The organism is Algoriphagus algorifonticola, assembly GCF_007655305.1.
Classification (GTDB): domain Bacteria; phylum Bacteroidota; class Bacteroidia; order Cytophagales; family Cyclobacteriaceae; genus Algoriphagus; species Algoriphagus algorifonticola.
This window is the reverse complement of the sequence record NZ_VLOG01000020.1, coordinates 21,075-41,778: the sequence shown is the minus strand read 5'-3', so window position 1 is coordinate 41,778 and position 20,704 is coordinate 21,075. Positions and strand designations below refer to the sequence as shown.

Annotated in this window: 19 protein-coding genes; 12 read left to right on the top strand and 7 right to left on the bottom strand. The window is 41.2% G+C overall.

From position 1 onward, the window contains the following. Positions 1-122 precede the first annotated feature (122 nt). The 6 genes from FL972_RS04815 to FL972_RS04790 all read right to left on the bottom strand — a co-directional run bounded on the left by FL972_RS04815 (position 123) and on the right by FL972_RS04790 (position 8,800). Positions 123-1,256, bottom strand: a complete 1,134-nt coding sequence (locus FL972_RS04815) for an ATP-binding protein (RefSeq protein WP_144603955.1) — start codon at positions 1,254-1,256, stop codon at positions 123-125. Between the two features lie 40 nt (positions 1,257-1,296). Further along, positions 1,297-2,352, bottom strand: coding sequence for a DUF4917 family protein (locus FL972_RS04810; protein WP_144603954.1), 1,056 nt, complete (start codon positions 2,350-2,352; stop codon positions 1,297-1,299). A gap of 87 nt (positions 2,353-2,439) precedes the next feature. Beyond that, on the bottom strand, positions 2,440-3,459 hold the full coding sequence (locus FL972_RS04805) for a nucleotidyl transferase AbiEii/AbiGii toxin family protein (protein ID WP_222116003.1): 1,020 nt from the start codon (positions 3,457-3,459) through the stop codon (positions 2,440-2,442). A gap of 89 nt (positions 3,460-3,548) precedes the next feature. Beyond that, positions 3,549-4,313, bottom strand: coding sequence for a DUF6577 family protein (locus FL972_RS04800; protein WP_144603952.1), 765 nt, complete (start codon positions 4,311-4,313; stop codon positions 3,549-3,551). Positions 4,314-4,815: 502 nt separating this feature from the next. Then, a complete protein-coding gene (locus FL972_RS04795) occupies positions 4,816-5,313 on the bottom strand; it encodes a hypothetical protein (RefSeq protein WP_144603951.1) in 498 nt (165 codons plus the stop codon). Then, on the bottom strand, positions 5,288-8,800 hold the full coding sequence (locus FL972_RS04790) for a DEAD/DEAH box helicase (protein ID WP_144603950.1): 3,513 nt from the start codon (positions 8,798-8,800) through the stop codon (positions 5,288-5,290). The genes FL972_RS04795 and FL972_RS04790 overlap by 26 nt, the downstream gene beginning before the upstream one ends. A 332-nt stretch (positions 8,801-9,132) precedes the next feature. On the opposite strand from FL972_RS04790, the gene FL972_RS04785 reads away from it, so the two are divergent. The 12 genes from FL972_RS04785 to FL972_RS04730 all read left to right on the top strand — a co-directional run bounded on the left by FL972_RS04785 (position 9,133) and on the right by FL972_RS04730 (position 20,312). Continuing rightward, entirely contained in the window at positions 9,133-9,708 is a 576-nt protein-coding gene (locus FL972_RS04785; RefSeq protein WP_144603949.1) for a single-stranded DNA-binding protein, read from the top strand. 47 nt (positions 9,709-9,755) lie between these two features. Next, entirely contained in the window at positions 9,756-10,823 is a 1,068-nt protein-coding gene (locus tag FL972_RS04780) for a DUF932 domain-containing protein (RefSeq protein ID WP_144603948.1), read from the top strand. A gap of 65 nt (positions 10,824-10,888) precedes the next feature. Beyond that, a complete protein-coding gene (locus FL972_RS04775; RefSeq protein ID WP_144603947.1) occupies positions 10,889-11,278 on the top strand; it encodes a hypothetical protein in 390 nt (129 codons plus the stop codon). A 20-nt stretch (positions 11,279-11,298) separates the two neighbouring features. Beyond that, positions 11,299-11,844, top strand: a complete 546-nt coding sequence (locus FL972_RS04770; RefSeq protein ID WP_144603946.1) for a prtrc system protein e — start codon at positions 11,299-11,301, stop codon at positions 11,842-11,844. 29 nt (positions 11,845-11,873) lie between these two features. Beyond that, complete coding sequence (locus tag FL972_RS04765; protein WP_144603945.1) at positions 11,874-12,092, top strand: PRTRC system protein C; 219 nt, start codon at positions 11,874-11,876, stop codon at positions 12,090-12,092. Positions 12,093-12,168: 76 nt separating this feature from the next. Next, a complete protein-coding gene (locus FL972_RS04760; RefSeq protein ID WP_144603944.1) occupies positions 12,169-13,254 on the top strand; it encodes a hypothetical protein in 1,086 nt (361 codons plus the stop codon). Next, positions 13,251-13,964: a PRTRC system protein B gene (locus FL972_RS04755; protein WP_144603943.1), complete on the top strand. Its 714-nt coding sequence runs from the start codon at positions 13,251-13,253 to the stop codon at positions 13,962-13,964. Before FL972_RS04760 ends, FL972_RS04755 begins: the two co-directional genes overlap by 4 nt. Continuing rightward, complete coding sequence (locus FL972_RS04750; protein ID WP_144603942.1) at positions 13,961-14,764, top strand: PRTRC system ThiF family protein; 804 nt, start codon at positions 13,961-13,963, stop codon at positions 14,762-14,764. The genes FL972_RS04755 and FL972_RS04750 overlap by 4 nt, the downstream gene beginning before the upstream one ends. A 19-nt stretch (positions 14,765-14,783) precedes the next feature. Further along, complete coding sequence (locus FL972_RS04745; protein ID WP_144603941.1) at positions 14,784-15,071, top strand: hypothetical protein; 288 nt, start codon at positions 14,784-14,786, stop codon at positions 15,069-15,071. A gap of 350 nt (positions 15,072-15,421) precedes the next feature. After that, positions 15,422-16,333, top strand: a complete 912-nt coding sequence (locus tag FL972_RS04740; RefSeq protein WP_144603940.1) for a HamA C-terminal domain-containing protein — start codon at positions 15,422-15,424, stop codon at positions 16,331-16,333. Continuing rightward, positions 16,330-18,903: a DEAD/DEAH box helicase gene (locus FL972_RS04735; RefSeq protein WP_144603939.1), complete on the top strand. Its 2,574-nt coding sequence runs from the start codon at positions 16,330-16,332 to the stop codon at positions 18,901-18,903. Before FL972_RS04740 ends, FL972_RS04735 begins: the two co-directional genes overlap by 4 nt. A gap of 482 nt (positions 18,904-19,385) precedes the next feature. Next, complete coding sequence (locus FL972_RS04730; RefSeq protein ID WP_144603938.1) at positions 19,386-20,312, top strand: abortive infection family protein; 927 nt, start codon at positions 19,386-19,388, stop codon at positions 20,310-20,312. Positions 20,313-20,321: 9 nt separating this feature from the next. On the opposite strand, the gene FL972_RS04725 is transcribed toward FL972_RS04730, so the two are convergent. After that, positions 20,322-20,618, bottom strand: coding sequence for a hypothetical protein (locus FL972_RS04725; protein WP_144603937.1), 297 nt, complete (start codon positions 20,616-20,618; stop codon positions 20,322-20,324). Between the last annotated feature and the right edge of the window lie 86 nt (positions 20,619-20,704).

The following is a 20,704-nucleotide window of genomic DNA, read 5'->3' as shown; positions in this document are numbered from 1 at the left end:
AATTGAATTCAATTTAAGGGAGCCTTGATTGTCAAAACAGGTAGTTATAGGTTTAACCTTATCCATCAATTTCATAACGATGGCAAATAAGAATTTTGCCCATTCTCCCAGTACTTTTGTGCCTACATTAGCTTTGTTTTCCACCTAATAAATACCTGGTATGCTTTATCCGCGAAAGCTGGGTCAACACCAAATTCTTTCCCTACCCTCTTGATGTTTTTTGAGGCAAATTCTCCGGCAAATCCAACAACAGTTTGTTCTAGAAGGGGTTGGTTGTCAGTTAAAAAAACTTCGAAATGCTGCTTTTCTGCCTCATCCTTGAAAATGATAAAGGGTGCGGACATTCCTCTCGACTCCAGGGAAAGCTCACCCTTCGTCAAAAGATATAAAAACTGCCCATTCAAGGAATCCAATATGTAGTGATAGTACCATTGGTCTCCCATCTCTAAATCAAGGTAGCCGGTTTTTGGCACAGGAAGCATGATCCGCATTTCATCGCAATACATATACTCCAATTCCGCAATAGGTGTGGTATGGTACATGAATTTGGCTGTTCCCAGAAATGAGGATTCATTGGTGTAGAAGTAGCTATAGGGCTCATAAAACCTTTCCGGTTCGCTCAGGATGATGGAGTATTCAGGATATATCAGGTGGTAAAAATGATTACTATTGCCAATATCCATAGACCAGTTTCCAGGCTCCCTGAGCAAGGCCTTCAACCTGTCAAGCGAGTTAAGATCAATTCCGAACTTTTCCCGCCACATTTTCTCCACAATCCATAGGTCTGCGGAGGCGTTAAGCGGGGTATTAGTATCATTTATTCTGGTATAGATATGATGGGCTTTGACTGTTATTCCTCTGTCCTTGTAATCCTCAGTCAGTGTATAGGGCTTAAATGGCCGGTCAAGAATTATCAGTACATCTATTTCGCTGCCTTCAATTTTGAGTGTCTGTAGTTCAATCTCAGGCCGTATGCCTCCCGAAAAACTTTTGCTTCTAAGGAAATCAATGTAGTTGGATTGCTTTTTCCTGTTGGGCTGATTTTGGGCCAATCCTTTTACCAAGGTTCCTTCTTGACTTTCCTCTATACCGATGATAAGGTATTTGTCTCCTTTATGGAGCGAATTAGCCAGGCAAAGGATGTCATGGAGGAGGGAAGCATTATTGTCGTGCGGTTCAGATTTAAAGTCCCAGAAACTCCCTTCCCTGTTTTTGCTGATCAATTCCCTGATGATAAATTCAAGCTGTTGAGCCATGTTTTGTTTTTTTGGCAATTACTGCAGTCGAGTATAAAGCCTAACCCCAAACTTTTACCGTTTTAGCGTCGAAATACCGGACATAACACTTAAACTTATTTTCAATAGTTTTCAGGCGTTTCAAGTCTGAATCGGAATAAACTCCGATGTATATGCTATTCAACATATGCCATTTACCATCACCGTCTTTCTTTTTCTTTGCCGCTTTATTGATAGCGGCGATGATGTGTTCATCATAGAGGCCAAAACCAAAGCCAAAGCAAATCAGGGAGCCTTCAAGATTTGAGAGCGTGTCGTAGCAGAAAGACAGGTACCTGTTATGCCGGATATGACTTAGTTTTTCTTCTCCGTTCCCGGCCGTTACAAAGATTGGGTATTCCTTTCTTGCCATTCTGGCTTTGACATTTTCCAATAAAACATGTTCATTGCTGTATTCCTCTTTAACGATATCTATCCCGGCATCGAAAATATGGAGTGCTCCGTGAACGTAAAAAATTGATTGTGTATCCTTGTTTTTGCCCCACCGGAGTTCAGACCACATTCTGTCTTCAGGAGCTATGAATTCGCCTGTCTCGTCGGTTTCTCTTCCAAAACCGTCTCCAATCCGATCAAACTGGTTTCTCATTAAAACCCAATAGAGCAGCAAATCATAATTGGTAGTAAAAATATTGCCCTCTTGAGAAAGATACTCATTAAGAAAATCCGCGCAAGCCTGGCTTTTCTCTTCTGAAATGGAAAAGACATGTTCAGGATGGAGCTCTTTGATGGCTTCAATCAAGCTTTCTTTTAATGTTGTGGTAGCCTGGTGAATCTTGTCGACTACTCCTTTTTCGGCGCCAAAAACCTCGGCGATTTTAGCAACATTTTCGAGCTGCTCCATCAGCAACTCAAAATTACTTGTCTTAATTATCCCGAAAAGCTTTTGAAGAGTATCGTTCTCTAAATTCTCCAAAAACTTACTTAGGGCATTATACGAAAATATCCCGGAATCATAGGACATGCTAAAGCCGTTGCCCAGCAATAAATGTTTCTTCCGTTTTTTTTTCCTGAGCGAGGTAATGACTTGCTCGTAGGTCAATAAGTCAGTGTCTCCCATTAAGCTTTATTTGAGTCAAAGAATTTCAATTTTTGCATGTCAAAATAGTTACACTATGCTTATTCATCTCTATTGTGTCTACTCCACTTAAGGATTGTTTTTTGAGCCTGTAAGCAGCCTGATTGTATGGTACCAGTAATAGAAAGAGGATTTGTCAGGCTGACGTTTAAGACGATTTAAGAAATTCCAATCCGGGTCTTCAATAGTCAGTTTACTTACATCCTGCCCGTTGTAATAATCAATTGGGGTCAGGTCACTAACCTTTAGTTTAGCAGCGAGGTAAGCAATCCTTGCCGATGCGGGAATGGCATCGTCAATACGGAATGTTCCTGACATTAAGAATCCTGTGCCAAAGGCCCGGATACCTCTTTGTAATTCAACAAATTTTTCCTGCTCCCCAGTTGAACCTGTTCCACGCTTTGCCAGGATCAGGCAGGTATCCAGAGTGTCTTGTAATACGTCTTCCGGAGTCAAGTCAAATTGTTCCTGGCCATTTTTTCGATAGGCTATTTCCTGTTCCGAAAAAGCTTTGAAACTTGCAGCCACCGTCTCCATGTTCCGGATTTGCTCAAATAATCTACTCAAGTCAAAGAGCTGTTTGCATATTTCCATGGAAAATGGCTGGCGGTCCCTGCCTTTAAAATAGGGAATGCCAATTGTATTTGGCGCAAAAGCAGTGAGTTTATCGCCTGTTATAGAGTCAACCGATGGCAGTGCGACAGAATGTTCATCTTCTACTTCTATCCATTTTGTGTTTATAGGTTTTTCAATAAGTTCCGGATAGAGTTGTTTTTCAAAGAGGATGTCTAATAGAATTGTGCCTGAACCCTGTTGATTAGTTTCAAATGAAAATTTATAATGTGCTTTGGGTACACCGGGTAAGTAACTTCGGTGTGTATCTATTTCAAAGCCGGTAAACCTGGATACCTCTACAATTTTTCCGAATATGGATTCCAATTCTTCCCTGCCTGCTGTGCAGATGATATCAATGTCAATAGAAAAACGATTGTCCTGTTCCAATAACAGGACCAGGCTGGTGCCTCCCTTAAAAACGAATTCAAGCCCATGGGCCCGAAGTTCCTCCAGCAGGTGGAGCGCATAAATCATTTTTTCAAGAATGATTTTGTCAATGCGGCTGTGATTTTTTTGCTTCCGAAAGGCCTCAAGCCATTCTTCTGTGAAACAGTGGTCCTTGATCATTCTATGATTTCATTTACAAGGTGAGACATGTGGTTAATCATAAACTGCTTTATTTCTGGTTCTTTGTCCCTTCGCTTGGCATAACTGAAGAGTTTTGTGAAATTGATGGTGTAGTGGTTTATTGCATGCTCATAAATATGCGTTAGTTCAGCTCCCTGGAGATGGTAAAAGATTTTATCGTCAGCAAACAAGTCCACCAGGATTTTTTCAAGGAGGGGGGTGTAAAGTTTTACTTTTTCCTTTGTCCTGGTGGTAATAGGAGAGCGGCTGGTAAGCTTCTTTATGACAACCGGATAATTACTTTCAGCAATATAAAAGTCAATAGTATTGCTGTCAGGGTTTAAAAATATCTCCCGTTTTGAGGAGGTTTTCAACTCGAAATAGAGTGATTCCGTAAAGTCCTTCTCTATTTCAACCAGGATCATTCGTTTGCCTGATTGGTGTTGGGAAAATTCATTGAGCCATCCTGTTTCCCAAATACAATATCTAATCTCCTTAAACACATCGTTGATTCGATGTGCAATTTTTAATAGATCACGGGAAAGTTCAGGTTTATAAGGAGGCTTATATGAAATTACATACAATCCTCTTTTAAGTGGCTTGATAATGTTTTTGTTTTTCAGGTCATAGATTCGCCAACCTAGTGTTCCTTCCTTCAGGTCAGGTTCGAATGAGCGGTAGAAATCGAAAAGTTCCTCGCGGCTGAAGGACTCTTTGTTCTTAAACTCTTCTATAAGCTTATTCTCTATGATTTTAGGCATTTTATCCAATTTTTACCAAAGTTAAGAAAATGTGGTGAATATTAGAAATCAAATAAATGCCAGTAATCTCAAAAACTGGTAAATATTGGATTCTAAAAATTAATCTTGTTTGGGGTAGATGAGCTTAGGTGATTACGAGTAAAGTGTTGATAATAAATAATTTAACAAGTAATTGGGATGATTGTCAAGGCATTTTATATCGTAATTGAAAATCAAATGATAAAAACATGAAATCAGATTGGCCGTTCCTGTGGCCGGGCTTTTCACTTCAATCTCCTTCAGAGGATTTTCGTTTCAATCCCTAACGGGTTTAGTAGCTGGTAAAATTTTATTTTTCCTCAATTTCGAAATGATTTTACTTTATTCAAACTATATTAAGTTTACAGGCCCTGAACTTTCATTGGCTCATATCACAATTACAGAGTGGGCTAATCTTCTCTCATACACCCTGCCAAGTTTTTGGCTTGAGCTCTCCAAGCCAATATGTGACTGCTTGGGCTGGTTATTTTATTACAAAGAATCCGACTGCCAACCCAATTGAAATAGCAATCAGGATAAAAGTCAATATTCTCAACGTATTTAGCTGTTTTGTCTGTCGTTCAAAAGCTTCCTTCACCTTGAGTTCCAATTGATTGAAACTAGAATTTAATGTCGTTTCGAAGGCTCGTTGTATCTGAGTGCCCTCATTTCGAATCTCAACCTGAATGTCTGATTTGTGCTTGTCAAGGCGGGAAGCTATAGACGAGTCCAGTTCTTTCTGAAATGCCTTGTTGTCTTTATAGATTTCATCAATCTTCTTCTGGGATTCTTCAAGCCGCTTTTCTACCTCCTTTGAAATATCCGACAACCCCTTGTTGTTCTCCTGTAGTAACTTCAGATTTTCCAATAAGTCCTGTTTTAGCTGGGCGATTTCAGCGTAAACTGAATTGAAGTCTTTCAAGTCGTTTGACTGCTTTTCAAGTTCTTTGATAGCATTATCCAACTTTTCTAAGTCCGCCATATATTCTTTTGTTAATTGTCTTTAGTTTTTTATTCGCATCCTCAATTATTACTGCCATTGAAAAGGTATCCCCAAGTTCTTTTTGAATTCGATAAAGGAACGATTCATCATTGAAGAACTTGTAAAGTGATTCAGCCAAAAAATTCTTGTTCTTGCTTGTTAGTTCCTTTCCAATTTTAAGTATTTGAGTAACTATAAAGGCAATCTGTCTTTCCTCAAAATGCTGTATTTCGTCTAAAGAGCTTTCAAGTCGTTTTCTTCCATCAATATTTTCATAGTCGTCTAACCACAAACGTAATAGTCCGCTAATCAAATCAAGGCCAGGATTGTACATGTAGCTTTCAAGAAAGCGGCTTAGGTTATCTCGCAGAGCTTCTCTTTGTCTACCCGTGAGTAACTTGTCCGTAACAATATTCTTATCTACCTGATAAAATACCTCAAACCATCTTTCAATGTCCTTCGGGTTTTCTGCAATATGTTGAAGTACGTAGCTGGATTGATTGAATTTGAAGTAATTCTCCAAACGGGCTTTGAATTCTTGTTTCGTGATATTTCCTTCTGAAAACTCACAGCAGTTTTCATAGATGTTCTTCAGCGATTGCCTTCTGTTATAGGCAAAATTGTCGTATGACCACTGAAGAAGTATGAGTATGTTCTTATCAAAGTCGGAATATCCCTCGGGTGCATTGAGTATTTTTCGATACGTAGAATATTTCGATTCTGAATTAATGCTGTCAAAAGAGAAATCAGGGTCGTACTTGTTAACTGTTTTGAGAAGTGCATTTTTGATAGAAGCAGCATCAAATTCGGAGTAATCAACTTCAAATTCACCACCACCGAAAAAATTATTGATTGTCCAGTCCTCAATTATTCTAAGCTGACTAAGTCGATAGATAGCTTTTTCCGCTTTCGCTTTATTGACACCAATTTCATTCCCCTCAACTCGTACATTCTTTTCGTTGGAAACAGAATATCGCTCGTGCAATTTTTTTATCGTTTCAAATTCATCCTTGATAACATCCAGCCCCAATGAGAAAAGAAAAAAGTTAGTGTACAGGTCTCCCTCAATCTGCGTTCTTAACTCATTTAGCTTAGATAGCTGAGTTTCACGAATCCAGAACTGGTCAACAAACTGTTTGGGTTTTGTAGACTTGGAGAGTAGCACTAAACACTTAGCTTGTTGTTCATTGAATTTCACTTTATCTCTACCGGCTCGGCCACCTTCTTGATAAAGGGCTTCCATAGAACCGGGAATTCCATAATGTATGGTAAAATGAATGTTCGGCTTGTTGACGCCCATCCCAAATGCTTTTGTGGCAGTTAAGAGAGTAAACTCATTCGCTCTATACTCTTGCTGAACTTGTTTCTTATACTCATCATATTCTTTATCTCCCATTATCGGCCTGCCGTCTGTTTTGGGAACGGATCCAGAATAGTACTTGATTTCAGTTTGAAAATGCTCACTTAGGACAAGTGAAAGAGGATAACATCCTTTTTTGCCGTTTACTGTTGGCGTAAATATTATTCCGCATCTTGAATCGTTTCCTTTTGTAGCCAGTATTTCCTCTGTTTCATCCAGTTCGCCAAGTAGCTGCTTAATTGTGCCTATTTTATCATTTCCATCGTCAACTACTTCAAAGTCCAGTTCCTTTCTGGTATAGTCTACTGGTGTTTTTACATTATCTTGTTTTATGCCGAACTCCACCTGAATATCCTTAAGAACGTTTATTGAAGCTGTGGCCGTAAGCCCTAAAAAATTGAAATCGCTGCACAGTTTTTGGATTGTGTTGGAAAGATTGAGATAAGCTGTCCTGAAATCATGGCCCCACTCTGATAGGCAATGAACTTCATCTATTACCGCATAGGCGATATTGAATTTCTTATTTACCGCACTGAAATATTGTCTGAAAGTCCTTATTTGAAAACGTTCTGGCGAAATGAAGATGAATAAGTACTTACCATTGCCAAATTCATTTTGGATTTTTTCTTTATCCTCTCCATCATCATCACTTGTGATGTGATTTACTCTCGTAAAACGGCATAAATCCAAATCTGCCTTTTGGTCGTACATCAAGGATTTTATAGGGCAAACCACAAAACTTATGGCTGGCTGCAGGATTGCCGCAAGTTGATAGCAAACAGATTTCCCGCTACCTGTGGGCAGAAGTCCGATTGTATCATTTCGTGAGAGGATATTTGCAATGATTGGTAACTGTCCTTCATTAAACGTCAAGTTTGGAACATCTTGAAGGAAAATATTTTGAAGGAGAAAGAGCAAGGGTTTTTCGTCTGAATCCGTTCCGCCAAATTGCAACTTGTATTTTACTGGTTTAGTGGCTGAAACCTTGAAATAATCATAAGGTTCGAACGAACTAAACTTCAAATTACCCCTTGAATCTCCCTTTTTGAAATAGAGGTATTCATCCAAATAGTCGGTTCTCAAGAAAAGAATATTGAGATGGGTCTGGAATTCGTCCGTGTACCTCTTTGATAGACTAAAATCCACTTTAACCGTATCGGAAGAATTGCTGAATTCTTGTAGCGAATTAACAGGCTTGATTGAATAATTCGGTTTGTTCCATTTAATTTTTTGGAGTTCAAAAATCGGCTTAAACCATTGTAATAAATCCTGAATGGCTAAATCAGCAAAATCGTTGATGTCTGAGGTATGTAATTCAAATTTCCATTCTTTATTGAAATCAAGCAATCCTCTTTCAAGCAATTCGAGTACGAGTATCTGAAATCTCATTACTGCCGTTGCCTTGTAATACGGGCTTGTTAAGTCAGCACCATTTTCGAAAGCTGACTTATAGTCATTGATTGAAATGAAAACGGAGTCGTTTTTCCGTCTTTTTTCTTGTCGGGGAATAACTTTATCGATTCGCTCTTTAATAGCTGTTATGGCTTTCTTGAAGGATTCGTTTTCAGCTTCAAGGTCGGTGGTTTTAATTCGTATTGTCTGGATACCGTACTTAGCTGTGTGCTGGTCTCTCAGTCTGTCTTGATTGACATTCCTGTCATGTTGTGAACCATCAATTTCAATAATGAGGTATGCTTGTGGTAAGTAGAAATCTACTTGTTGATTTGCAAACTCGTCAACCTCAACTTGGGTAATTTCATTTACAGGAATTTCCGGAATTAGAAGTTGTTGAATAAATAAATAATCCGATAGATATTTTGGAATCAGGTCATCAAAGAATTTTTTGGCCGGAAAATAATTGCCCTTAACATCACCTCTGATGATTCTCTCCCAGTTTGGAGTTTCATTGTCGATTAACGGATAAGATTTTTCGAACTCGTCTGTTTTGTGAATGGCCCCTATTTTTTCTTGAAGGAACTTAGAAAGCAATGTTGGTCGACCTCTTTGTAAAATGTTCTTGACAATACAAATTGCAGGCAAATATTCATTGTTAATTCTCCGTCCTGTAAGATTTTGAATGACAAAGTTGTGATTGCTATATGAATAGTTTGCCGTGTATTTATTCATTGTCTCTTTAAAAATTCTGTATTTTGTCTTTCTTTCATAATGCCAAATCCTGATATATGTCAGAAATTACTAAAACTACTCCTTTATCACATATTGTCAAATGGCAATGTGTTTTTTTATAGGTTGCAGACCATACCAGTACTCCAAGATCTGTTACAATGAGCCTGCGATTCGCTAAATTAAACCTATTCCGATTAACTGGGCGATAGGCAATTTTACAGATTTCCAGTTTTTCAATCGAAACGGACAAAAAGGGCAGCGAAGTTTGTGTCCGCATTACTCATGATTTTTTGAAGGTTGCCAAAAGACTACGGCATAATGGATAAGGCTCTGTGCCGCCGCCTTATCCACCCTGCGGGACTTATTCCGTTTCCTTTTGGCCTTTAGCGGACACACTTCCTGTGCTTTCTTTTTTTCCGTTTTTTCTTTTGAAAAACATTTGCTTTTCGGGAGCTGACGGGGTGAAAAAAGGAAGCATAAAGAACCATTTATTCATTCTAAAACGATTTGTTATGGTAATCACAGGAAGATTGACGGCAGACGCAAATGTCGCAGAACTCAAGGACGACAGGAAAGTAGTAAACTTTTCTATCGCTATCAATGACCGCTACAAAACCAAAGCGGGGGAGCAAAAGGAAGTGACCAACTATGTCAGTTGTGCCTATTGGCTCAACACAACTGTAGTCCAATGGCTGAAAAAAGGCGCATTGGTGGAACTATACGGGCGCATCGGGGTGGATGCGTATGTCAACACCGATGGCAATGCAGTCGGACGGCTGAACTTTCACACCAATAATATTAAGCTGCTGGCTACGCCCAGGCGAAATGGAGGTGCAGTGGAGGAAACAGAAGTTGTAACCCAGTGCAGTAACGGTAACGGGGATGAGAAGGACGACCTCCCTTTCTAATCAACATTTTCAAAATCTATTCTTAAACATTCAAAAATCAATATATCATGGCACATGACATTCATTTAGACGAAACGACAGGCAAGCACAGCTTTTTCAGCGTGAAGGAAAAAGCGTGGCATGGGTTGGGGCAAATCGTACAGGACTACCCCACCAGCGCCGAAGCGATACAACATGCAGGACTGGACTACGAGGTGGTCAAATCCCCCTTGTTCACGAAAGGGCAAACGCTCTTAGCCGATAACGATGGATTGGTAACGGGCGTTGCGGAACTGGCCGTACCTAACTACTACGCCACCATGCGCACTGATACCAATACGGTACTCGGTGTAGTAGGCAGGGACTACCATGTGGTACAGAACCGTGACGCCTTTTCCTTTTTTGACAGCATTGTCGGTGGGGACGGCATCATGTACGAAACCGCAGGGGCGTTGGGCAACGGTGAACGGATTTTCATCACTGCCAAACTGCCGGGCTATATCCGTGTGGGTAGTGACGACCTCATCGAACAATACCTGTTCCTGACCACTTCGCATGATGGCAGCGGGAGCATCACCGCAGCATTCACACCGATACGTATCGTTTGCGCCAACACGCTCAATGCAGCCATGCACCGCAAAAGCAATACGGTTAAAATCCGCCATACATCAGGCGCAAAGGAACGGTTGGAGGAAGCCCATAAGCTGATGGGCATGAGCAATACATTGTCCATGCAGATGGAAGGCATCTTTAACCAATGGACCAAAGTACGCATCACGGACAGCGAGGTGAAGAAACTGGTACAGCTTGCCATGATACCCAATAAAGAGGTGCTGGACAAACTGAAATCAGGCAGGGACGAGGAACTATCCACGGTATATAACAACATGGTGGACAAGGTATATGAATACGGCATGTCCAACCCCACACAGCAACTGGACACCACCAAAGGGACGTTGTTTGGCGCATATAATTCGGTAACGGGCTATTTCCAAAATGTGCGCAATTACAAAAACGATGAAGCCAAGCTGAAATCCATCCTATTGGGAGGCACGGCGCAAATCCGCACACAAGCTGCATTTAACCTTTGCACCGATTTCGCCAAATCAGGAGCGGTTGTACTCAACTGGAATTAGGATAAACAACGGGTAGCCCTGTTACGGGCAGGGCTGCCCATTTAAAATCATCAAAACACAAAGACATGAAACCCATAGATAAAATGACCAACAGGGACAAGGCGGAATTGCTGCACGGGCTGTTCCCCGAAGAAATACCTGCATTCACGGACTATGTAAAACGGGTATGCCTGACCATAAAAGAGAACGAAGCGGAAGAACGGGCAAAGGGAGAACATGGGATAATCGGGTTTGACTTCTGGTTGCAAATGGTGAACAACACCGAGCGCAGGATTGACCGCTACGGGGAGCAACTGCACACTTGGGCAAGGTTGTTCGCAGACCAGTTGTTTGACGGGCAGAACGCCTTATTGATGCAGTATTGCCTCAAATTATATACAGGTGTTCGGAAGCACGATAACCAAACATTCACAGATATGGTAGGGGTACTGTTCAAAACGGATAAAATTCAATGACTAATCAAATTCATAAGACAATGGAAACTAATTTTTTCAAACAGGTAGCCCAAATGGGCATAGCGGGTGATTTGCAAATTACCATCAGGACAGGGGCGGACGGTAACTGGATTGTATCGGTACTGCTCAATAACAAAGGTTGCGGGGACAACGCCAAACAGGTAATTCCGCCATTGGTATTGAAAGGCAATGCAGAAGAACTGGACAACGGTTTTTTCAGCAGCATTACCCCACCCCTGCAACAGACCTCCGAACTCATGCTGAACATGGAAGCCTACCTCCAGGCGCAGGAGGAAGCGAAAAAGCAATCGGCTATGGAAAAGGAAAAAGCCGATAAAGAGAAAAAAGAAAAGGAGGCGAAGGAGAAGAAATATGCCGACGCGATGAAGAAAGCGGAAGAACTCGAAAAGGAGGGAAAGCACCGTGAAGCGTGGATGAAAGTCCCCGATGTATCGGAGTATCCCGAACACGAAGAAACCATTCGCAAGCGCAAGTCGGAACTTTCGGCGCAGTTCGCACCCGACCTGTTCAGGGCGGATGCACCCGACACCCAGACGGCACAATGATAATTACTCACCTTAAAAAACTTTAGAAAATGTTACTGGCGACACAATTAGAACGGAAATTCAGGATGGAGGACAAAGGGCAGGAAATCATACTTACCGACCCCGATGGCGGGTTAAGCCCCGAAGCGGTGCTGAATTTTTACAGCAATTCATACCCCCTGCTGACAACGGCCACCATAGCGGGGCCCACCATACAGGACGATGCGGTATGGTTTGAATTTAAAACCACCATCGGCACAAAGGGATAGTCATGGCAGGGAAACAAAAACGCCCAACCCCGAAAGGGGCGAGGCGAATCAGGGAAACGGAAAACTATTCAAAGCAATGGCATATACACCAGTACATAGGGCAATTCGCAAAGGAACTGGACAGGCTGCCCGATGCGGCACAGCTAAGAAAGGACAGGCAAAAGTCCGCACCCCTGAATATGGTGGACATGGTTTTTTAAGCCACCGCTTTCAGCCGCTTCGGGGCGAGAACTCTTTGCCTTACAGCAAGGAGGGCGAAGCCTTCCTGCTGTCCTCGTTTCAAAATCTTGCAACGCTGTATGGTTATGAGCCAATAGACGTATCGGGGGAGGTATTCCCGCTGAACCTCTCTGCCCTATACCGACAGGCAGCGGGAATACTTGCTCAAAAGGACAAGTGGGTGGAACTGCTATTGGTTGAAGACAGGGGACGGATAAGGCTGGCGACCACCAAGTCAGCATCCACGGGCAGCACCCTGTTCTTCCTGCCCGTCTATCCGTTGTGGAAATGGATGCACGGGAAGAGGCGCAAACAGGAGATTAACCTCCTGCTGTCCGTCTTCACTTACCTGCACAACGTAGTGGGCATACCATTTTTCAATGGGTGGACTTACACGGGCAGCCGTTATCAAACTATGCTGGAATGGCTGGCCGAGGATGACGGCTGGACGGATTATGAAGAACATGCGGCTTGCCTCTCTTCGGTAAAGGCTGCCATTTATTTTGGGGACAGGCTGCACAAAATAGTTAAGCACCCTTACCACCTCCATGCGTGGGAGGAAAGATTAGAACAACTTCCTATAAGTTGTGAACAATCTTTAGCCATCCATGATATAGCGGAACAACTGTATAAGCTGTACCGGGATTATCCGACAAGAAGCCTTGCGGATAACATCCATCCTGAACTGCTGCGCCCCAACGAGGAATACCGCATGACAATGGAGCAGGTCTTTTCCTTCATTTGGGATGAACGGGGCTGGCTTGGTCAAAACCTGATGGAAATGGTCTGTAGCGAACTGAATGAATGCTGTGCAGCGGATGAACCTATGGCCATACAGTATTTCGATACACCTCAAAGCGAGGCGACGCACGACCTTGATTTTGAAACAAGGCTATATGACCTGCTACATGAATTATCGGACGTTTTAAGAATGATGCTATGAAGAATATAACGGACAAACTGGATGCTGTTTACTTGCCGAAAAAGGCATTGGTGATTTACCAGTCCCAAACAGAACGGGAAGAGGTGTACGTGGAAGCCTGGGACATGGACAGGCGGGGGTGCCCCATTAACGCCCACCCATTGAGTGTCAGGGAAACGATAGCCCTTGCTGATTGCCTGAACAGCGCGAGGGAAGTACGGACGGACTACCTCGGATGTGCGGGGCTGTTCCCCGACAAGCTGTTGCACGTCAACCACTATCGGGGCTATGCGGTTTGGTACACGCCTCCACAACTGGTGAACCTACTGTTCACCGAAGGTCTGACCGTCCCCTGCGGGATAGCATCCGTACCCGCATTGTTGTGGAAAGCAGACAGGGGCAGTCTGTCACTATTTGCATTGAAAAGCAAAGGCAAACCGAAATTGGAAACTGCATTATACCATGCACCATTTTTCAATGTATATGATAATGGCGGGGTGTGTATGGGTACGGTGGAAACGGATTTTTCCGAAGCGGAAAACGTGGAGCAATTCATACAGCTATGGGAACAGGCGTTCTGGAACAGCTACTTCAGCCACCTCAACGGGGACATCTCTCCTGTAAACTGCAATATCGTGCAGTTGTGGCAAGGGCTGGTAGGAACGGACAAGCCGTTTCCGACTGACGTGTTAATCAAACAGAGTAAAACCATCAAAGACATTTTAGGATGAAGCATAGCATGACAAAGACGGTAAAACAGGCGGCGCATTTCACGCACCCATACCTGCTGAACCCCACCAATCCAGTAACATTGAACCTCATAGGCTGCGGGGGGACAGGCTCACAGGTATTGACATGCCTCGCACGTATGCACGTTTCCCTGCTGGCGCTCGGTCATACGGGGCTACAGGTAAACGTATTCGATGATGATACCGTGACAGAAGCCAACAAGGGGAGGCAGTTGTTTGCTGATGCGGAAATCGGCAGGAACAAAGCCGTCGTACTGGTAAACCGCATTAACCGTTTTTTCGGGACAGACTGGAAAGCCATATCGTCACGGTATGGAAGGGACACGCACTGTGACTCCTCTATTACCCTGAGTTGTGTGGATAGTGTGGAAACCAGATACAAGGTTGCGGAAGTATTGAAGTCAAGGACGACAGGTGAGAACAGGCAGGTTCACCAGCCCATATACTGGATGGATTTCGGGAACCGGCAATATACAGGGCAGGTAATACTATCCACTATCGGTAAAGTGGAACAGCCTCCCTCCAAAAAGTACAGTCCCGTTAGTGAACTGCCGTTGGTTACAGAGGAATTTAAGCAATTACTGGACGAAGCCGATGGCGATGATATGCCAAGCTGTTCTATGGCAGAGGCGTTGGCGAAGCAGGATTTGTTTATCAACTCTACATTGGCGCAGATGGGGGCTTCACTGCTGTGGCAACTATTCCGTGAAGGGATGATTTTCAACAGAGGATTTTTCCTAAATTTAAAGGACTTCAGGTCGCAACCGCTTAAGATAACCTAGCTTAATTAATTTTTGAACTATGGAAAGAATGAAGCTTTATGCCTGGATACTGATAGTCGCAGCTTTGGTCATCCAGTACTTTATAGCCAGGAGAAGGTTTAACCGCAGGGGTGTGGGTGGATTGCAGCATTACAATAGCTTTGAAAAGGCAGTAGTAACGGGAAGCCTTGAAAAAGCAGGTAAATGGATCAGCATCCTGATGCTGGTCTCAGGGCTGGTGATTTTACTCATGCTTTGGACCGATAAGAAACTGGTAGAAAGAAACAGGGACAAAGTACCCATAGAACAAACTGGGGACAGCCGATAAAATCGGCGGCTCGCAGCCCCTTCCTCATTCTTCGGAACAGGCTGCTCGCATTCAGCGGTTCAGCCACATGCGGGAAAATGAAATCAATATTCATGATGCTGCCAGGCATTTTCCAGCAAGAGGCTGGAGTTGATAGTCAAGTTTTCCTTTGATAATGTATGTTCCTTTAGAGTTTTTAACCGCCTGCGCTTTCCTCTTCAATAGGAACAGGAAGGCGTAGAAATTTCAGGATAAATCTCTCGTTTGGGAGAAGGGAAACGCTATTGCTCATGAAAGGCTTGAAACTTCGACTGTTAACAAGACAATATTTTTTTATATCTTGACATGGTCTAAATAGCAAATTCATCATTGTGGATTTTAAACCGAGCATTAACGAAAAATTCTTAGAACTTTTTTACCAGGAGATTGAATGTGAAATCCCAGATACTCATTCTAAACTCAATTTGCATATTCTTAAAATAGAGAACAACCAGTTTTGTTATCCCGAGTTAGTTAATAATTTACGAAATCATTTTATTTCATTTTCTTTATCAAGAAAGGAGATTTGCGATTTCGAAAAGGATAAAAGATATGGTGAGTTATATGCCAAAGCAGCGTCAAAGTTCAGAGATTATAGTCAGAATGATGGTGAGGCAGGCGAATTACTTTTATTTTGCTTCCTTGAATCGCATCTGAAAGCACCTAAAATCCTAACTAAATTAGAAATCAAGCTTTCATCAAACGATTATGCCAAAGGTTCAGACGGAATACACCTGCTTGAATTAGCACCTAAAAACTACCAACTAATTTTTGGCGAATCCAAACTGGAACAAAATTTAACTACATCTATTTCCCATGCTTTTAAATCAATACACGATTTTTTGACGAGGAAAAAGAATAACCTTCAAGATGAAATCGGCTTAATTAATTCGCAGTTGTGCAAAGAAGCGTTTGACGAAGACCTGTACCAATTCTTGAAATCGGTTATAATGCCAAAGGCAAACGATACAGACCCTGTTATTAAGAACAACGCCTTTGCCATTTTCGCAGGATTTGAGATTGACCCAACGGATGAAGTAAAGCGATTGAACAACCAGGAGTTTTTGGCTCTGCTCAGATCCCAAATAAAAGCAGAAGTAGAAGGCAAAATGAAACACATTAAAAAGAAGATTGAAGAGTACGAGCTATACAGCTACACGTTTTATGTTTATGTTTTTCCCTTTATGAAATTGGATGAAACACGAAAAGAAATCATCAAGAAAATTACACGAGCAGAAGAATGATAGAACGTTTAGCCAATGAAGTTTTACAGGATGAATACTTTATTTCACTCAATAATAAAGCTGCTAAATTATTGGCCAATAACTTGTTTTCAGAAAACGGAAGAAGCATAAAGTTGACTGAAAAAGAACTAAATGACACTTTGCGCTTTGCCGATATACTTTCTAATTCCAAAAATCCAAAAGCGAGAAATAAAGCCTACCAACTGATTACACTGCTGAATGAAGATTATAATACAAATCCTTACTTTCAGACATTTTCTCATTCGGTATTAGCAAAATTGGGCAACTTTCCCGGAATTGATTTTTTAAGAAATGAAAACAATAGTTCTGAATTACCCTTTGACAGAGAACTTGAAAAGAAAGTGAAGGAATTTATTCAAGCTGTTCCCGATACTGAGGATTTAATTTTTACTGACTCTCAATTTGAGCTTTACAAGAAGATAAGCGGTTCGAAGCATTTTAGCTTTTCAGGCCCTACCTCAATGGGTAAATCGTTCATCATTAAGTCGTTTATTAGAAAGGTAGTTGGTAATAAACCACCTGAAAATATTGTCATCATGGTTCCGACCAGGGCATTGATTAATCAGTTTTCAATAGACTTGAACAAAGAATTGAAAGATGTATTGGAACATTACCAATACTCCGTAATTACCAATTCCAATGTCTCAGAATTACCTTCAACACAACAGCACTACATTTTTGTGCTTACACCTGAACGGCTTTTGAGCTATTTGTCGCAAAAGAAAAATCCTTCTATTGCCTATTTATTTGTAGATGAAGCCCATAAACTTGCAGCAGAAAAGGACGCTCGGGCAGTAACAGCTTATTCAGCCATTTCTAAAGCATTAAGGAGAAACCCTAACTTGAATTTATACTTTTCATCTCCTAATGTTTCAAATCCTGAAGTTTTCCTTAAACTTTTCAAGAAAGATGAAAAGATGTTTTTCAGAACGATTGAAACACCCGTTTCTCAAAATCTGTTCTTTGTAGACTTGGTTGAAAAGAAGGTCACACATTATTTAGATAATGGCAACTATTTATTTGAACCTAAAATAGTAACAAAGGCAGAAACGATTTATGATTTACTTGTTGAAATTGGCTGGAAAGAAAGCAACATTGTGTATTGCAGTTCAAGATTTGATGCCGTTGATAAAGCAGCCAAACTTTTTGAGCAAAATCAGAATAAACAGGTTGCTGTTTCCAAAAATGTAAAAAAGGTAATTCGACAAATCAGAGCTTATATTCACAAGGATTACTACTTGGGAGAATTTCTGGATAGAGGAATTGGCTATCACTTTGGCAATTTACCTCAAATTATCAGAAACAAAGTTGAAGGGCTTTTTAAGGAAAGAGAGATCAATTATGTTTTTTGCACATCAACACTGTTGGAAGGCGTGAATTTACCAGCCAAGAATGTATTCATTCTGAACAATAAAAACGGAAGAAATACCTTTCAACCAATAGACTTTTGGAATCTTGCAGGGCGTGCTGGGCGACTTAAACATGAACTTTCGGGAAATATTATTTGCCTAAAAGAAACAGACAAAGACTGGAAGAAACATGAAGCCTTGTTAGAAGGTGATGCAGAAATAAAACTCAATCCTTCCGTTGAAAACTACATTGACAATAAGTTAAAGAAGATTGAGCAAATCCTGAATGAAAACCCTGATATAAAAGGCGAAACGGAAACCATGAAAGAGATATTGGAATACATAGCCAATATCATAAGCATTGACACACTTGAAATTGAACGAGCCAGTTACAACAGTGAAATTATAAAAAAGCTGATTGCCGACAATAAGGAGTCAATAATTGAATTAGCAAAAAAGAAAAACGGAGAAATTGAAGTTCCTTCAACGGTCCTAAATACCAACAATTCAATCAAACTCAAAATACAGAATGAGATTTTCATTGCTTTAAAAAAGCAGGCCAAGAATCCAGCAGCAATAAAATTGCCAAGTCGGGTGACATACGAAATATGCCAAGAGTGGCTTCATAAATTCTACACAATGTTCCATTGGGCAACAGAGGAAAAGAAGTTTAAATCTCAACACCAACTTGACTATTATGCTGTTCTCATGAACCAATGGATAAATGGCATTCCGTTAAGCCAAATCATCAATGAATCTATCGCTTATTGCAATCGCAAAGGAAGCAAATTAATGGTAGGTTATAAAAACGGCAAACCGTCTTATGAAGTATTCGACAATAGTAAACATCATATTAATGTCCTGATAGGAAACATCATTGATGACATTGAAAGTGTTTTAAGATTCCTATTTGAAAAGTACTTCAATAACTACTATGCAATGCTTGTCGAAATATTAGGAGAGGAAAATGCAGGTGTCAACTGGGCAACATTTTTAGAGTATGGGACTCAAAACTCAATTGTAATTGCATTGCAAAATTATGGTTTATCAAGGCACTCAGCAGACTATATATTCAAAAAATTTAAAGACTGCTTAAAGATTGATGGTGATAAACTGATTGAAATCAACATTATAAAACTAAAAGGCAGGCTTAGTAAAGAAGAGATAGAATTTGATGAAATAAGTTCTATTCTGTTCTAAATCACAGATTAACAATTGGCTTAAATAATAATTCAAATCAACCTCAAAGTTGAAACTGAAATTCGCAATGGAAAGCAGCCCCTTCCTCATCCTTCGGAACAGGCTGCTCGCATTCAACGGTTCAGCCACATGCGGGAAAATGAAATCAATATTCATGATGCTGCCAGGCATTTCCAGCAAGAGGCTGGAGTTTATTGTTTGGTTTTCTCCAGATGAAATAATTATTCCAGAAATTTTGAAACGCCTGCCCCTTCCGCGTGCCGCAGGAACAGGCAGGTGGGAAACCATCGGTTCAGCCACTTGCTCAAAATGCTGCTCCCATCCTTTCTGAAACCCGAATGGCATTTTGAGCAACAGGCTGCGTTTTTTAGTAATTCGCCCTTAACTCTCCAATTTTTTTGAAGCTTACAGTACTAATCAATACCAATGACTGAGTAAAACGAAATAAATTGCACTTTAGTAAATAAAAATCTACCAATTGAATGAGTAAGAATAAAATCACCACAATTACCAGACGAAATATTGCGGATGAATTAACATCAACCAAGCTTTGGTACCATGGCCGTTTAAAGGAATCGGATTTTTTGAACAGGCTTTATAATTTGTCAAAAATGCCGTCTACTGATTATAGGTCTGAATACAATAATGCTTATAAAGATATTCAGCAACATGTAGACAGAAATTCGGATTGGGAGCCGGACTGGGTCTTCACGGATAACCGATTTAATTTAATGCATTGCGATGACTTGACCTATCTCAGGTTTCTAAGGGAAACGCTCAACCCGGCAGTAAGGCCACAGGATGGGAGAACCGAAGAAATGGTTGCCATTTATAATCAATACCTGGCTAAGGATGGCTATGAGTTTTATAAAGCTGATGAAAAGTCGGGAGTGCCCATCTTTGAAGCAAGACTGGTTACACAGGGTCAATCTGATCTCGCCGCTAAAGCCATTGCTATAAAAAAGTACCTGGACACAGAATATGTGAACGGGAAAATCAAACAAATGAATCAAGCTGTTCATTCGGATACTGATCTTGCATTGGGAACCGGTAAGGAGTTACTCGAAACTATTTGTAAGTCTATACTTCAAAACAAGTCTGTTCCTATAGATAAATGCTGGACATTACCCCAGCTTTTAAAAGCAACTACAGCAGCACTGGATTTTAAACCCAAAGCAGCCAGTGACCCCGCAGGAGCCGAAAAATCAATAAAACAAATACTTGGCGGTATCTCCACTATAGTCCAGGGCGTGGCAGAACTCAGAAACGCTTATGGTACCGGACATGGGAAAGCCGCGGACTTTCAAAAACTGGAGTCCGCCTATGCTCAATTATACGTGGGAGTTGTAGCCGAAATTGCGCTCATTTACCTTGCAACCAATGGTGAAATTGAAATAGCAACAAGCTGATACCCCGGATCATTTTGACTGTACGTTTCGGGAATAGTCAAGTAGTTTTGCGCTCAGAGCAGTTAGCCCTGCTTTTTCAAGGCTGTCAGTGATGATGGTTTTGATTTCCTCATTTCCTTCTTCCTTTAGTACCGATGCCAGACAATAAGTGTCGCTGTTGCCCAGGTGGTTCAGGCCTTCACGTAAAACTTCCGTAAATAGCAAGACAGTCTTCCTGGGGATTCTCAAGTCAATTTTCACGTTGTCGTTCATACCCGGTACACTGAGCAGGGTTTCATAGATGGTGTTTAAATTCGAATTGTTCATCATTACATGTTTTTTATTAAGCAAGGAATCTTATCTTCAAATGTAACGAAGGGTGTGAAAAACAGCCTATTTAGAAAATAAACAGG